This is a genomic window from Rhizobium sp. P28RR-XV (assembly GCF_012641385.1).
In the GTDB taxonomy this organism is placed as follows: Bacteria; Pseudomonadota; Alphaproteobacteria; order Rhizobiales; family Rhizobiaceae; genus Rhizobium.
Genome location: NZ_JABAIG010000021.1, coordinates 1 through 14,184 on the forward strand (window position 1 = coordinate 1; position 14,184 = coordinate 14,184).

Consider the following 14,184-nt stretch of genomic DNA (forward strand, 5'->3'; position numbering starts at 1 on the left):
TCCGCGCCCACTGTTCGTCCCGAAGGATCAGACGATCCAAAACACCCATGACTGCCTCCAAAAGACAGTCTTGAATCTGATTCGCTCAGCCTTGGAAACCCAAGAGTCCACACCTCCTAGAGCCTTTTTGTTTTTACGCAATTCCGGACGGAAAACCGCTATACACTTTTCCTGGAATTGCTTCAGACCAGCTCCACATCGATCACGCCCGGTGCCGTGCGCAAGGCGGCCGCGATCTCCGGCGTGATCCGATATTTCTCGGGCAGCGCCACCTCGACCTCGCGCAACCCTTCCTCCTTGATGACGATGAAGGAGACGAGGCCGTCGCCCCTGGCGTTCAGATGCGCGGCAACCGCCTTCAGCGGTCCGGAATCACGGACATAGACGCGCAGCGCCTTCTGCATCTGCAGTGACTTTTCCTCCAGCGACTGCGCCGTCTGCAGACGCAGGCTGATACCTTCCGGACGCTCATCCGCCTGGGCTGTGATGACGAAGGATTTTCCGACTTCGAGCACATCGCGATATTGGTTGAGCGTCTCCGAGAAGAGCACGGCTTCGAACTGTCCCGACGCATCGGAGAAAACGAAGATGCCCATCTTGTTGCCGGTGCGCGTCTTGCGCTCCTGCTTGGAGATTACCGTGCCGGCCAAACGCCCGTTGCTGGCGCCCTGTTTCACCGCAGCCGAGAAATCGGCGAAGGGCTGCACGCGCATCTTGTCGAGCACGCTCTTGTAGGTGTCGAGCGGATGCGCCGTCAGATAGAAGCCCAACACCTGGAATTCGCGCAACAGCCGCTCCGAAGCGAGCCAGGGCGTATAGGTCGGGAACACGATCTTCTCCGGGCCTGACGCAGCACTTCCGAACATGTCGTGCTGGCCGCTGCGCTTATTTTCCTGCGCCACCTGGGCATAGCCCATGACACGGTCCAGACCCGCGATCAGCTGCGCGCGATCGATCTCGAAGCAGTCGAAGGCGCCAGCGCAGATCAGGCTTTCCAGAACGCGGCGGTTGATCTGCTTGGGATCGATGCGCAGGCAGAAATCCTCGATACCGGCAAAGGGCTGGTCGCCGCGCACTTCGACGATATGGTCCACGGCGGATTCGCCGACGCCCTTGATTGCGGCCAGCGCATAATAGATGCGGTTGTCACCCGTCTCGAAATGACGGAACGAGGTCTGCACCGAGGGCGCGATGACCTCGATGCCCAAGCGCTTGGCATCCTGGCGGAAGTCGTTGACCTTTTCGGTGTTGGACATATCGAGCGTCATCGACGCTGCGAGGAACTCCACCGGATAATGCGCCTTCATATAGGCGGTCTGGTAAGAAACGATGGCGTAGGCGGCGGCGTGCGACTTGTTGAAGCCGTAATTGGCGAACTTGGCGAGCAGATCGAAAATGACATCGGCCTGCCCCTTCGACACGCCGTTCTTGATGGCGCCATCGACGAAGCGCTCACGCTGCTGGTCCATCTCCGCCTTGATCTTCTTGCCCATGGCGCGGCGCAGAAGATCGGCTTCGCCGAGCGAATAGCCAGAGAGCACCTGGGCGACCTGCATCACCTGCTCCTGGTAGACGATAACCCCTTGCGTCTCCTTCAGGAGGTAATCGATCTTCGGGTGGATCGATTCGATCTCCTCCTCGCCGTGCTTGCGGGCGTTATAGACCGGGATGTTCTCCATCGGGCCGGGACGATAGAGCGCAACCAGCGCGATGATGTCCTCGATGCAGTCCGGGCGCATGCCGATCAGCGCCTTGCGCATGCCCGCACTTTCCACCTGGAACACGCCGACCGTCTCGCCGCGCGAGAGCATGTCGTAGGTCGTCTTGTCGTCGAGCGGGATGCTGGCGAGATCGATCGAGATGCCGCGCTTGGCGACGAAATCGACGGCCGTCTTCAGGACTGTCAGCGTCTTGAGGCCAAGGAAGTCGAACTTCACCAGGCCGGCCTGCTCCACCCATTTCATGTTGAACTGCGTGACCGGCATGTCGGAACGCGGGTCGCGATACATCGGGACCAGCTTCGAAAGCGGGCGGTCGCCAATGACGATACCGGCGGCGTGCGTCGAGGCGTGACGATAGAGGCCTTCGATCTTCTGGGCGATGTCGAGAAGGCGGGCGACGACCGGCTCCTTGTCCGCCTCCTCCTGCAGGCGCGGCTCCTCCTCGATCGCCTTGCTGAGCGGCGTCGGATTGGCAGGATTGTTCGGCACGAGCTTGCAGATCTTGTCGACCTGGCCATAGGGCATTTCCAACACGCGGCCGACGTCGCGAAGCGCGGCGCGCGCTTGCAGAGAACCGAAGGTGATGATCTGCGCCACCTGCTCGCGGCCATATTTGGCCTGCACGTAGCGGATCACCTCTTCGCGCCGGTCCTGGCAGAAGTCGATATCGAAGTCCGGCATCGAGACGCGTTCCGGATTGAGGAAGCGCTCGAACAGCAGCGAGAAGCGCAGCGGATCGACGTCGGTGATCGTCAGCGCATAGGCGACCAGCGAGCCCGCGCCTGAACCACGGCCAGGGCCGACCGGGATATCATGGCGCTTGGCCCATTTGATGAAGTCGGCAACGATCAGGAAGTAGCCAGGGAACTTCATGCGCTCGATGACGCTGAGTTCGAATTCCAGCCGCTCGCGATATTCTTTCTCCTCGTAGCCCGGCGCCATGCCGAGAGAGGCGAGACGCTGGTCGAGCCCCTCGACCGCCTGGGCGCGCAGTTCCGCCGACTCGGCGCGCTCGGCCTCCTCCGCATCATCGGTAGCGCCGGTGAAACGCGGCAGGATCGGCTTGCGCGTATTCAGGATGAAGGAGCAGCGGCGGGCGATCTCGACCGTATTCTCCAGCGCCTCCGGAAGATTGGCGAAAAGCTTCGCCATGTCGGCGCGGCTCTTGAGATAATGGTCCGGCGTCAGGCGGAACCGCGTATCGTCCGAGACGATGGCGTTATGAGCCACTGCCATCAGCGCGTCATGTGCATCGTAATCGTCACGCGTCGGGAAAAAGGCTTCGTTGGTCGCAACCAGCGGAATCCCATGTTCGTAGGCGAGCGCGATCATCTTCTGCTCGTGGCGGCGATCATAGGTGCCATGGCGCTGCAATTCGAGATAGAGCCGGTCGCCGAACAGCCGCTTCAGGGTCAGCAGACGGGAGAGCGCCTGCGCGGCATGTCCCTCCTTCAGCGCCATATCGATCGGCCCGCTCAACGAGCCGGTGAGCGCGATGATGCCTTCCGTGCCGATCTCATCCAGCCATGAACTGGTGATGTGAACAGCGCTGTTGCCTTCGCCGCCGAGATAGGCGCGGCTAACGAGATCGACGAGCCGCTCATAGCCCCGCTCCGTGGCGGCAAGCAGCACGATGGACGGCAGCTTGGCGAGCGCCTGCTGCGGCCCTCGCCTCTCGCCCTCGCCGCCATCTTCCATGTCGATCGATACCTGGCAGCCGATGATCGGCTGCAGACCTTCGTCCATCGCCTTCTGCGAGAATTCGAGGGCAACAAAGAGATTGTTGGTATCGGTGATGGCGATGGCCGGTTGGCTGTCGCTGGCAGCCTTGGCCAATATCTTCTTGAGCGGCAGTGCGCCCTCTAGCAGGGAATAGGCGGAATGAACCCTGAGGTGCACGAATTCCGGCATTTCGCCGACCGGCGCTGCTGCGCCGCTGTCACCCATATCCGCCATCTCAAACCCTTCCGCATGCCCAAATGAATCGGTAGCATTTTCGGCATTGCGGATCGTAAAGTCCAGAAGTTGTCCCCATCAAATATGGGAACAGCATGTGCATATGAGGGATAAAACTTACATCGCCATCATGATGAGGGAAAAGCTGGCAACGAACATGACGATGGAGGTGAATGCTGCAACGTCTCGAATGATATCGGTCATTTACGCGCTCCTTACTCGTTATGTTTTCTTTTTGTTCTATTTTTGTTCGAGAGTCAATAGGAGCATCAATAAATTTCATCATGCGACTTTTTCGTTCTCCGATAGACGCCGGAAGAGCCCGGCGCTATTGAGATGCGAACAGGGAGACCACGATGAGATCACTTGCCTGCGTTCTCATTTTGCTTTCTCTTGCAGGCGCGGCCCGCGCCGAAGACGCCGCCGCTACCAGCCGCATCATCGATGCCGCGATCGGTGACTGGAACGAGGACGGCAAGCCGGATCTTGCCCTTCTGATGGCGCCCGCCTCGGGCGATCAGGCCGACAATCAGATCGGCATCGATATCTACCTGCGCGACGACGAACACTCCCTGCTGAAGCTCGCCGCAAGCGCCCCGAACAAGATATGGGGCAGCGTCGAGCCCGGCGGCACCGTCGGCCAGGAGCCCTCGATCTCAGCCTTGCCGAACGGTTCGATCGCGATCGTCTCGCAGAACGACGCCATCGGGCGTGATCGCTGGCAACAGACGCTGACGCTTGCCTATCGCAGCAACAACTTCGTCGTGGCCGGCTATACCTACGACTCCTTCGATACGCTCGAACCGGACAACAGTCACAGCTGTGACTATAACGTATTGACCGGCAAGGTGACGAAAGACGGGAAGACGCTGAAGGCCGAAGCAAGGACCGTCAGCATTCAGGACTGGCAGGATGATTTCGGCCAGAAGGCCTGCGAAAACGGCCATTAATCAAGTCTGTTCTCTATTTGTTCTTTACAAGCTGCGCGATAAATGGCATCGTGCCCGCTCACCAAAATGGAGAGGGTCATGCCGGATCTTGCCGAGCTGAACGATTTTATTGTCATCGCCAAGGCGGAGACCTATGTCGGCGATGGCGAGAGGCTGCCGTCCTGCCGTAGCGGCTCGCATGACATCGGCTACGCAAGCGGCCGCTGGCGCTATCTCGACAGCTATTTCGGCGGCACGGATTTCGCCGGACAGGAACTGGTCTGGCATGACGAGGAGCCAGTCTGGGCCATGAATTATTTCGGCCATATCGTCGAGCCTGATCTGATCGACGGCAGACGCGCCGGCATGGTGATCAAAGCGGCGCTGCTGCGTCTTTATCTGGATGAAAAGCGCTTTCTCGGCGGCTTCGTATTCGAGCACGCATTTGGTCGCTATATCGATCGCAGCACTGGCAGCTGCGACCATTTCATCGGCCATGAGGCGATCATGGTCGGGGAGCGCAAGGCTTATGAGCTGGACTATCGCGGCGGCCTGATCGTCCCTTAGAGCGGTTCGGCTTTTCACGGAATCGCTGAGCCGCTCTATCTCATTGTTTTACGCAACTCCGGACGGAAAACCGCTCTGCACTTTTCCTGGAATTGCTCCAACGAGCGATCAGACCTCGACCACCTTGCCTTCGCTCAGCGTGACGCGCCGATCCATACGGGCAGCGAGTTCGTGATTGTGCGTGGCGATCAGGGCCGCGAGGCCCGATTGGCGCACCAGCGCTTCCAATGCATCGAAGACATAATGCGCGGTCGCCGGATCAAGGTTGCCGGTGGGCTCATCCGCCAGCAGCACCAGCGGCGCGTTGGCGACGGCGCGGGCGATCGCGACACGCTGCTGCTCGCCACCGGACAGCTCGGCCGGGCGGTGATCGGCGCGGTGACCGATGCGCATGTAGTCGAGGAGCTGGGCGGCACGCTCGCTCGCATCCTTGCGCGAAAGCCCGGAAATGAGCTGAGGCATCATGATGTTCTCGAGCGCCGAGAATTCGGGTAAGAGGTGATGGAACTGATAGACGAAGCCGATCTCACCGCGGCGTACGGCCGTGCGCTTGTCGTCGGACAAGGCTTCACAAGCCTGGCCATTGACGACCACCTCACCGCCATCCGGGTGCTCAAGCAGGCCGGCGACATGCAGCAGCGTCGATTTGCCCGTGCCCGAAGGGGCAACCAGCGCGACGATCTCGCCGCTGCGCAAGGCGAAATCGGCCCCCTTCAGGATCGACAGCCGCGTCTCACCCTGCCCGTAATGACGCTCCACGCCCGAAAGCTGGAGAACGACGTTGCCTTTCATCAAATGCGGATTCCTTATTCGTAGCGCAGCGCCTGCACCGGATCGAGCCGAGAGGCACGCCAGGCCGGAAAGATCGTAGCAAGGAAGGAAAGCGTGAGCGCCATCACCACAACCGAGACGGTCTCGCCGAGATTCATCTGGGCCGGCAATTTGCTGAGGAAATAGACTTCCGGGTTGAAGATCACGGTGCCCGAAATCCAGGAGAAGAACTGACGGATGGACTCGATGTTCAGGCAAACCACAACGCCGAGGATCACACCCGCAAGCGTACCGACGACACCGATGGCCGCGCCCGTCATGAAAAAGATGCGCATGATGGCGCCGGACGTCGCACCCATGGTGCGCAGGATGGCGATATCGCTGCCCTTATCCTTCACAAGCATGATCAGGCCGGAAATGATGTTCAGGGCTGCGACGAGGACAATCAGCGTCAGGATCATGAACATGGTATTGCGCTCGACCTGCAACGCCGAGAAGAAGGTAGCGTTGACCTGCCGCCAGTCGGTCAAGAAGATTTGCCGCCCAGCCGCTTCCTCGATCTTTGGCCGCAACTGATCGACATCATCGGGATTGGCGATGAAGAGCTCGATCTTCTCGACGATGCCTTCCGCGTTGAAAAAGACCTGCGCCTCCTCCAGCGGCATGAAGACGACGGAGGAATCATATTCCGACATGCCGACTTCGAAGATACCCGCGATCGTGTATGCCTTGACACGTGGATTGACGCCGAAGGGTGTGACATCGCCGTCCGGCGCCGTCAGCGTGATCTGGTCGCCGACCGTCAGACCCAATTGCCGCGCGAGACGGCTGCCGACCAGCACGCCCTGCCCGGACGCGAAGCCGACCATGTCACCGGAAACGATGTGATCGGAAACGGATTTGAGCTTCGTCAGATCCTCCGCGCGGATGCCGCGCACCAGGGCGCCGGTGCCGGAGCCACCGCGTCCGGAAGCAAGCGTCTCCCCCTCGACGAGCGGCAGGGCCATGGTGACGCCGGGTACGACGGAAAACTTCTTTGCCAGCTCGGCATAATCATTCAGCGGCGAATCGATGGGCTGCACAACGACATGGCCGTTGAAGCCGAGAATCTGCTTGAAGAGTTCTGCACGGAAACCGTTCATGACGGCCATGACGATGATCAGTGCCGCGACGCCCAGCATGATGCCGACCAGCGAGAAGCCGGCAATGACCGAAATCGAGGCTTCCTTGCGCCGGGAGCGCAGATAGCGCCAGGCGACGAGCCGTTCGAAACCGGAAAACGGTCGAGACGATGGGCCGGCCTTGAACGAATTTTCCTGCTGTTCCACTGCCGCGCTCACCGCCATTCGCCTTCCATCCTATTTGTCGCTAGAGCCGGATGATTTTAGGTCGATCCGATCTGAAATCATCCGGCTCTACAATCAGAGAAGTAGAGCATGATGTCGTCCGAAAACCGCACACACTTTTCGGCATCATGCTCTAGTCAGTCGGCCAGCCGCTTGATCGCTGCCTCGACCGTCATCGTCTCGCGAGCGCCGGTCTTGCGGTCCTTCACTTCCACTTCGCCGCTCGCGATCGAACGCGGGCCGACGATGATCTGCACGGGCACGCCGATCAGATCGGCCGTCGCGAACTTCGTTCCGGCGCGCTCGTCGCGATCGTCGTAGAGCACGTCGCTGCCGGCCTTCGACAGCGCGGCATAGACCGTTTCGCAAGCGTCATCACAAGCTTGATCGCCGGCCTTCATGTTGATCACCACGACATCGAACGGCGCGACCGAATCCGGCCAGATGATTCCGTTCTCATCATGCGATGCTTCGATGATGGCGGGAACAAGGCGGGTCGGGCCGATACCGTAAGATCCCATGTGGACAGCATGTTCCTTGCCGTCCGGACCCTGCACCTTTGCCCCCATCGGCTCGGAATATTTCGTGCCGAAATAGAAGATATGACCGACCTCGATGCCGCGCGCGGAGAGGCGCTCGCCTTCGGGAATGGCATTGAAGGCGGCTTCGTCGTGCATTTCGGAGGTGGCCGCATAAAGCGAGGTCCACTTGTCGAAGATGCCCTTGAGGCCGGCAACATCATCGAAATTCGTATCTTCGCCGGGAATGTCGAAATTGACGAAATCCTTGTGGCAGAAGACTTCAGACTCGCCGGTGTCGGCGAGAATGATGAATTCGTGGCTGAGATTGCCGCCGATCGGGCCGGTATCGGCGCGCATCGGGATCGCCCTGAGACCGAGGCGATTGAAGGTGCGCAGATAGGCGGCGAACATCTTGTTATACGCGTGAACCGCGCCTTCCAGCGTCAGATCGAAGGAATAGGCATCCTTCATCATGAATTCGCGCGAGCGCATCGTGCCGAAACGTGGGCGGATTTCGTCACGGAACTTCAGCTGTATATGATAGAGGTTCAGCGGCAGGTCCTTGTAGGACTTGACGGAGGACCGGAAGATGTCGGTGATCATCTCCTCGTTGGTCGGGCCGTAGAGCATCGGACGGTCCTGCCGATCCTTGATGCGCAGCATCTCCTTGCCGTAAGCGTCGTAGCGGCCGCTTTCCTGCCAAAGCTCGGCGGATTGCAGCGTCGGCATCGACAGCTCGATGGCGCCGGCACGGTTCTGCTCCTCGCGGATGATCTTGTTGACCTTGTCCAGCACGCGCTTGCCCAATGGCAGCCAGGAATAGATGCCCTGCGACTGCTGACGGATCATGCCGGTGCGCAGCATGAGCCGATGGGAAACAATTTCAGCCTCCTTGGGGTTTTCCTTCAGAATGGGCATGAAGTAACGAGACAGACGCATGACGCTTGTTCCAGATGGTTTGACGTTCCGCTTCCCGCGGAATCGTTAGCAAATTATGTACTGGAGGCAGTTCATAACTGCTTCGGCGTTGGAAGGAAACCCGCATTCGCAATAGAAGAATTTGGCAAACGCCCGGAAATACAGGCGATACAGCCAATTTCCGATGTTTCGAAAAAGCGCACGTTTATAAGGATTTACGACGGAAATCTGTCAACAGAAAAATTCTGCGCGACTGTAGCAAAAAAGCAAAAAAAAGGATGACAAAGCTCAATCTTTGAGCTAATTTTAGCTCACAAAAGAGGCAGGAAGGCTAAATTCTTGTCGTTTCGCGGTCAAGTCTTGGGAGGATCAGATCTTAGGCGCGCTCGTTCGCTGCCCCGGTAACGGATAAGGATCACGCGATACTTTAAAACAAGGCTTATAGCCTTGTTTTTTTTTGCTTTCTCGGCCCGATCTTCTATCGACGGTGCCCGCTCGCGACGAAGGTTTTACCGGCCTTCAGCCGAGATGCCACAAGCGCGAGCCGAACCTCTTTGCTCCCCCCACATGACAGGCGTGTGACGAATTGATGGCGATTGCAGGGCGCCCGTCTCGGCGCAACTTTTACTCTACTATTTCTATAGATCACTTATAGCTTGGAACAATCTGGGGAATGGAATCTATACTCACCCCGAAGTAATGCGAGGCAACATACCAGGCGCCATAGATGAGAGCCGACACCAGTGTCGTGACGAGAACTACCCGCCAGGCACGAAATTTCGTCGGCGCGCTTTCGACAGTACCGAGAACTACATGCTCGTCCTCGGCCTGGGTGCGCAGGCCAAACGGCAGGACGGCGAAAAGCGTAATCCACCAGATGACGAAATAAATGGCGAAACTGGCGACGATCTGCTGGGCCATTGTACTCCCTTCGAGACGACTTACTCGTCTCCTCCTCTTCCAAGCTGCTTATAGGGGCAAAGCAATCGTCTTTCAAAGCGCCGATCGGGGTTTTACTGCATAGTTCCTTAGCTTCGGATTGGTTTAAGGAAAAATTATGCAGCAAATTTATGGCATTACAGGGCGTTCAACGCGTCGCATCCGACGCGCGGCGCTGTAATGTCACACCTGCTCAAGCTCAATGAGCGTGCCGAAGAAATCCTTCGGATGCAGGAAGAGTACCGGCTTGCCATGCGCACCGATTTTCGGCTCACCATTGCCGAGCACGCGCGCGCCCTGGGCAATCAGCCGATCGCGAGCCGCCAGAATATCGCCAACCTCGTAGCAGATGTGATGCATGCCGCCATCGGGGCTCTTCGCAAGAAAAGCGGCAATCGGCGAGGCCTCGCCCAGCGGTTCCAGCAATTCGACCTTGCTGTTCGGCAACTCGACGAAAACGACGGTCACCCCGTGCTCCGGCAGTGCCTGCGGCGCAGACACCGTCGCGCCCAGCATATCACGATAGGCTTTGGAAGCCTTTTCTATATCCGGAACGGCGAGCGCGACATGATTGATGCGTCCAAGCATGATACCTCCTCCCCGATCAGCCCGCGAGACTCAGCCGCCGGTGCGTGTGATGAACACGGTCACGAGAGGCTTCTTCCCCCAACCTTGATTGGCGGCAGCACGCACCGCACGACGCGTGGCCTCTTGCATCATGCCCAGATCCTTGCGGCGAGCACGGGGAATGCTCTCGATGGCACTGACGATGGCGTCGAAGAGCGTATCCTCCATCTCCTCGCCTTCGTCATCATAGGCAGGCAGGCCGATCGACACGAGATCGGGATCGCCGACGATATCATAACGGGCATCGAGCACGACGTTGACGGCGACATGGCCGACATAGGAAAGCTTTTTGCGCTCGCCGATGCCCATCTCGTCGAAATCGCCGATCAATATGCCGTCTTTGAAAATGCGACCATGCGGCGCCTCGCCGATCACTTCGACCGGACCCGGCGCAAGACGCACGACATCGCCGTTGCGCACGCGGGGCACGGTGGCAATGCCGCTTTGCTCAGCCAGCTCCTTATGCGCGGTCAGATGCGTCGCCTCGCCATGGACGGGGATGACGACCTTCGGGCGCGTCCATTCATACATCTTCTGCAATTCGTTGCGCCTGGGGTGGCCGGAGACATGCACGAGCGCTTCCGCGTCCGTCACCACATGCACACCCTGTTCGATCAGGCCGTTCTTGATGTCCTGGATCGCCTTCTCGTTGCCGGGAATGGCGCGCGAGGAGAAGACGACGATATCGCCTGATGCCAATGCGACATTGCGCATTTCGTCGCGTGAAAGTTTGGCAAGCGCGGCCCGCGGCTCGCCCTGGCTGCCGGTCAGGATCACCACGACCTTGTCGCGTGGGATATAGCCATATTCGTCTTCGGCGATGAAGGGCTTGATGCCTTCCATGATGCCGATATCGCGGGCGACATCGACGACACGCTTCAGCGAACTGCCGAGCAGCAGTATTTCGCGGCCGGCGGCTTCGGCGGCCTCGGCAATGGTGCGGATACGCCCGACGTTCGATGAGAAAGTCGTGATCGCCACCCTGCCCTCGGCGTCTTCGATGATCTTGCGCAGGCTTTCGGAGACATCCTTTTCCGAAGGCGAAACACCATCGCGCAGAGCGTTGGTGGAATCGCACATCAGTGCCAGCACGCCCTCTTCGCCAAGCTGGCGGAAACGGGTCTCGTCGGTCAGCGGCCCGAGCGAAGGCTCATGATCGATCTTCCAGTCGCCGGTGTGGACGACATTGCCGAGCGGCGTGCGGATCATCAGCGACATCGGCTCGGGGATTGAGTGGTTGACGGCCACGCCTTCGATCTCGAAGGGGCCGACATTGATACGATCGCCGGCCTTGAAGAGCGTCACGGGGATCTCGCCCATCGACTTCTCATAGTCGCGCTTGGCTTCGAGAAGCCCGGCGGTGAAGGCGGACGCATAGATCGGAACATTAAGGCCCGGCCAAAGGTCGTTCAGCGCGCCGTAGTGATCCTCGTGCGCATGGGTGATGATGATGCCCTTGAGGTTCTTGCGTTCCTTGGCGAGGAAGCGGATATCCGGCAAGACGAGGTCGACACCAGGCAGATCCGGCCCAGGGAACGTCACGCCGCAATCGACCATGATCCACTGGCGTTGCTCCGCAGGACCATAGCCGTAGAGGGCGAGATTCATGCCGATCTCGCCGACGCCGCCGAGAGGCAGAAACACCAATTCGTCTTGCTTCGCCATCTGATCCCCAACCATCATCTAAAAAAAACGTCGCCCGCGGCGATCGGCATGATCCTGCCGTCCTCGGTCTCGAGCATTAACAAGCCATTATCATCGATTCCGGAGAAATGGCCCGAAATCGAGCGATCCGGCAAGTTTACCGTGATCTTTTCCCCGATCCCGCATGCGACTTCGCGCCAGCGCGCGGTGATCTCGCGAATGCCCTTGCCGCGGTTCCAGACATCGAGCGCTTCGGACATAGCGGCATAAAGATGGGCAAACAATTCCTCCGGCGAAACTATCGAGCCCTGCTGCCTGAGGCAGGTGACGGGATACATCGGATTTTCAGGCATTACAGCGATATTGATGCCGATGCCGATGACGAGCGCGTAACGGCCGTCGGGCAAGGCCTCGCCTTCGATCAGGATACCGCAGGTCTTCTTGCGGCCGATCAGGATATCGTTCGGCCACTTGATCTCGACTGGCTCGGCAGCCAACGGCAGCACGCTACGAACGGCCTGATGCACGGCGACCGCGACCGCGAGTGGCAGGGAGCCGAGGCGGTCCATGGGAGCGGGATCGACCAGAAGGAGAGATGCATAAAGATTGCCCGGTTCCGACACCCAGGGGCGCCCGCGGCGGCCGCGGCCGCCCGTCTGGCGCTCGGCGGTTACCCAAAGGTTCCCGGGGTCGCCTGCGCGCGCACGTTCGAGGCACACGCTGTTTGTGGACGAAGTCTCTTGAAGGGCATCATGCCGGAAGTCGGCGAGCGACTTCCGGCTGTTCATGTCAGACGCCATCAAAACAGCGTCGCGGCGGCCAGATCGGCAGCCCCGCCGATTACGCCGCCGAAGAAGACATAGGTGATGACGAACAGGCCGGAAAGACCGAAGACGAGGCGCAGCGAGCCGGCGGTGCGCGTGAACTCGTCCGTGGCCTCATCGAACCACATCACCTTGATGACGCGCAGGTAGTAGTAAGCGCCGACGACGGAGGCCAGCACGCCGATAATGGCGAGTGCATAGAGATGCGCCTGGATGGCCGCGACGAAGACGAAATACTTTCCGAAGAAGCCGGCGAGCGGCGGAATGCCGGCCAGCGAGAACATCAGCGCCGTCAGCACGACCGCCATAAAGGGATTAGTCGTGGAAAGGCCGGCGAGATCGTCGACGTTCTCGACCTGACGGCCATCCTTGCGGCGCATCGCCATGATGATGGCGAAGGAGCCGAGCGTCATGACCATGTAGATGACCATATATAGCATGACGCCGGAGACGCCAGTCTTTGTGCCGGCGGCGAGGCCGACGAGCGCATAGCCCATGTGGCCGATCGAAGAGTAGGCCATCAGTCGCTTGAAATTGCGCTGGCCGATCGCGGCGAAGGCGCCGAGCAGCATCGAGGCGATCGAGATGAACACGATGATCTGCTGCCAGTCGGCAAGCACCGGATGGAAGGCGGTGACGACGATGCGCGTCAGGATCGCCATGGCGGCAACCTTGGGTGCCGCCGCGAAGAAGGCGGTGACCGGGGTCGGCGCACCTTCATAGACATCGGGCGTCCACATGTGGAACGGCACGGCGGAGATCTTGAACGCCAGACCGGCAAGCACGAAGACCAGACCGAAGACGAGGCCGAGCGAACGGGTCTCGGCGTTGAGCGCCGTCGCGATGGCGTCGAAGGTCGTGTGGCCGGTGAAGCCGTAGACCAGCGACATGCCGTACAGCAGCATACCGGAAGACAGCGCGCCAAGGACAAAGTACTTCAGGCCGGCTTCAGTCGACTTGACGCTATCGCGGTTGATGGCGGCGACGACGTAAAGCGCCAGCGACTGCAGTTCCAGCGACAAATAGAGCGAGATCAGGTCGTGCGCCGAGATCATCAGCAGGATGCCGAGGGTCGCGAGCACAAGCAGAACCGGGAACTCGAAGCGATCGAGCTGTTGCTCGCGCGCATGCCCCATGCTCATGAACATGGCGACGATCGAACCGACCAGCGCTACGATCTTCATGAAGCGGGAGAAGCCGTCGGCGAGATAGGCGCCGCCATAGGCCAGCCCCTCACCCGGCACGAAGATGATCCAGAGACCGGCCACCGCGAGAAGCGCGATGGCAAGACCGGTGACCATGGGTCCCGACCGTTCGCCCGAGAAGACGCCGATCATGAGCAGCGCAAGCGCACCGACCGCGAGGATAAGCTCCGGAATGGAAAGATGCAGGCTTGCAAGAATTGTGTCAGCAGTCATGTC

The 14,184-nt window shown here is 59.7% G+C and carries 11 protein-coding genes; 2 read left to right on the plus strand and 9 right to left on the minus strand.

The window, feature by feature from the left end:
* Window positions 1–182: 182 nt before the first annotated feature.
* On the minus strand, window positions 183–3,677 hold the full coding sequence (gene dnaE, locus HGP12_RS30530; protein ID WP_168843695.1) for a DNA polymerase III subunit alpha: 3,495 nt from the start codon (window positions 3,675–3,677) through the stop codon (window positions 183–185).
* A 356-nt stretch (window positions 3,678–4,033) separates the two neighbouring features.
* On the opposite strand from dnaE, the gene HGP12_RS30535 reads away from it, so the two are divergent.
* Window positions 4,034–4,627 (plus strand): hypothetical protein, encoded by a 594-nt coding sequence (locus tag HGP12_RS30535; RefSeq protein ID WP_168843696.1) that lies wholly within the window; start codon window positions 4,034–4,036, stop codon window positions 4,625–4,627.
* A 78-nt stretch (window positions 4,628–4,705) separates the two neighbouring features.
* Window positions 4,706–5,173: a DUF5680 domain-containing protein gene (locus tag HGP12_RS30540; RefSeq protein ID WP_168843697.1), complete on the plus strand. Its 468-nt coding sequence runs from the start codon at window positions 4,706–4,708 to the stop codon at window positions 5,171–5,173.
* A gap of 108 nt (window positions 5,174–5,281) precedes the next feature.
* Here the strand turns inward: HGP12_RS30540 and HGP12_RS30545 are convergent, their stop codons facing one another.
* From HGP12_RS30545 to nuoN, 8 genes are all read right to left on the minus strand, one after another.
* Entirely contained in the window at window positions 5,282–5,965 is a 684-nt protein-coding gene (locus HGP12_RS30545; RefSeq protein WP_168843698.1) for an ABC transporter ATP-binding protein, read from the minus strand.
* A gap of 14 nt (window positions 5,966–5,979) precedes the next feature.
* Entirely contained in the window at window positions 5,980–7,290 is a 1,311-nt protein-coding gene (locus HGP12_RS30550; protein WP_168843699.1) for a lipoprotein-releasing ABC transporter permease subunit, read from the minus strand.
* A 137-nt stretch (window positions 7,291–7,427) separates the two neighbouring features.
* Window positions 7,428–8,750: a proline--tRNA ligase gene (gene proS, locus HGP12_RS30555; protein ID WP_168843700.1), complete on the minus strand. Its 1,323-nt coding sequence runs from the start codon at window positions 8,748–8,750 to the stop codon at window positions 7,428–7,430.
* A gap of 624 nt (window positions 8,751–9,374) precedes the next feature.
* Window positions 9,375–9,650, minus strand: a complete 276-nt coding sequence (locus tag HGP12_RS30560) for a DUF1467 family protein (protein ID WP_168843701.1) — start codon at window positions 9,648–9,650, stop codon at window positions 9,375–9,377.
* 201 nt (window positions 9,651–9,851) lie between these two features.
* Window positions 9,852–10,256, minus strand: a complete 405-nt coding sequence (gene mce, locus HGP12_RS30565) for a methylmalonyl-CoA epimerase (RefSeq protein WP_168843702.1) — start codon at window positions 10,254–10,256, stop codon at window positions 9,852–9,854.
* 30 nt (window positions 10,257–10,286) lie between these two features.
* On the minus strand, window positions 10,287–11,960 hold the full coding sequence (locus HGP12_RS30570; protein ID WP_168843703.1) for a ribonuclease J: 1,674 nt from the start codon (window positions 11,958–11,960) through the stop codon (window positions 10,287–10,289).
* A 14-nt stretch (window positions 11,961–11,974) separates the two neighbouring features.
* Window positions 11,975–12,739: a biotin--[acetyl-CoA-carboxylase] ligase gene (locus HGP12_RS30575; protein ID WP_168843704.1), complete on the minus strand. Its 765-nt coding sequence runs from the start codon at window positions 12,737–12,739 to the stop codon at window positions 11,975–11,977.
* A complete protein-coding gene (gene nuoN, locus HGP12_RS30580) occupies window positions 12,739–14,181 on the minus strand; it encodes an NADH-quinone oxidoreductase subunit NuoN (RefSeq protein WP_168843705.1) in 1,443 nt (480 codons plus the stop codon). Before nuoN ends, HGP12_RS30575 begins: the two co-directional genes overlap by 1 nt.
* Window positions 14,182–14,184: the final 3 nt, after the last annotated feature.

Coding starts and splice junctions, on each gene's coding strand:
- dnaE (WP_168843695.1), bottom strand. CDS start 3,677: ATGGCGGATATGGGTGACAGCGGCGCAGCAGCGCCGGTCGGCGAAATG.
- mce (WP_168843702.1), bottom strand. CDS start 10,256: ATGCTTGGACGCATCAATCATGTCGCGCTCGCCGTTCCGGATATAGAA.
- proS (WP_168843700.1), bottom strand. CDS start 8,750: ATGCGTCTGTCTCGTTACTTCATGCCCATTCTGAAGGAAAACCCCAAG.
- nuoN (WP_168843705.1), bottom strand. CDS start 14,181: ATGACTGCTGACACAATTCTTGCAAGCCTGCATCTTTCCATTCCGGAG.
- HGP12_RS30545 (WP_168843698.1), bottom strand. CDS start 5,965: ATGAAAGGCAACGTCGTTCTCCAGCTTTCGGGCGTGGAGCGTCATTAC.
- HGP12_RS30535 (WP_168843696.1), top strand. CDS start 4,034: ATGAGATCACTTGCCTGCGTTCTCATTTTGCTTTCTCTTGCAGGCGCG.
- HGP12_RS30550 (WP_168843699.1), bottom strand. CDS start 7,290: ATGGCGGTGAGCGCGGCAGTGGAACAGCAGGAAAATTCGTTCAAGGCC.
- HGP12_RS30560 (WP_168843701.1), bottom strand. CDS start 9,650: ATGGCCCAGCAGATCGTCGCCAGTTTCGCCATTTATTTCGTCATCTGG.
- HGP12_RS30575 (WP_168843704.1), bottom strand. CDS start 12,739: ATGGCGTCTGACATGAACAGCCGGAAGTCGCTCGCCGACTTCCGGCAT.
- HGP12_RS30570 (WP_168843703.1), bottom strand. CDS start 11,960: ATGGCGAAGCAAGACGAATTGGTGTTTCTGCCTCTCGGCGGCGTCGGC.
- HGP12_RS30540 (WP_168843697.1), top strand. CDS start 4,706: ATGCCGGATCTTGCCGAGCTGAACGATTTTATTGTCATCGCCAAGGCG.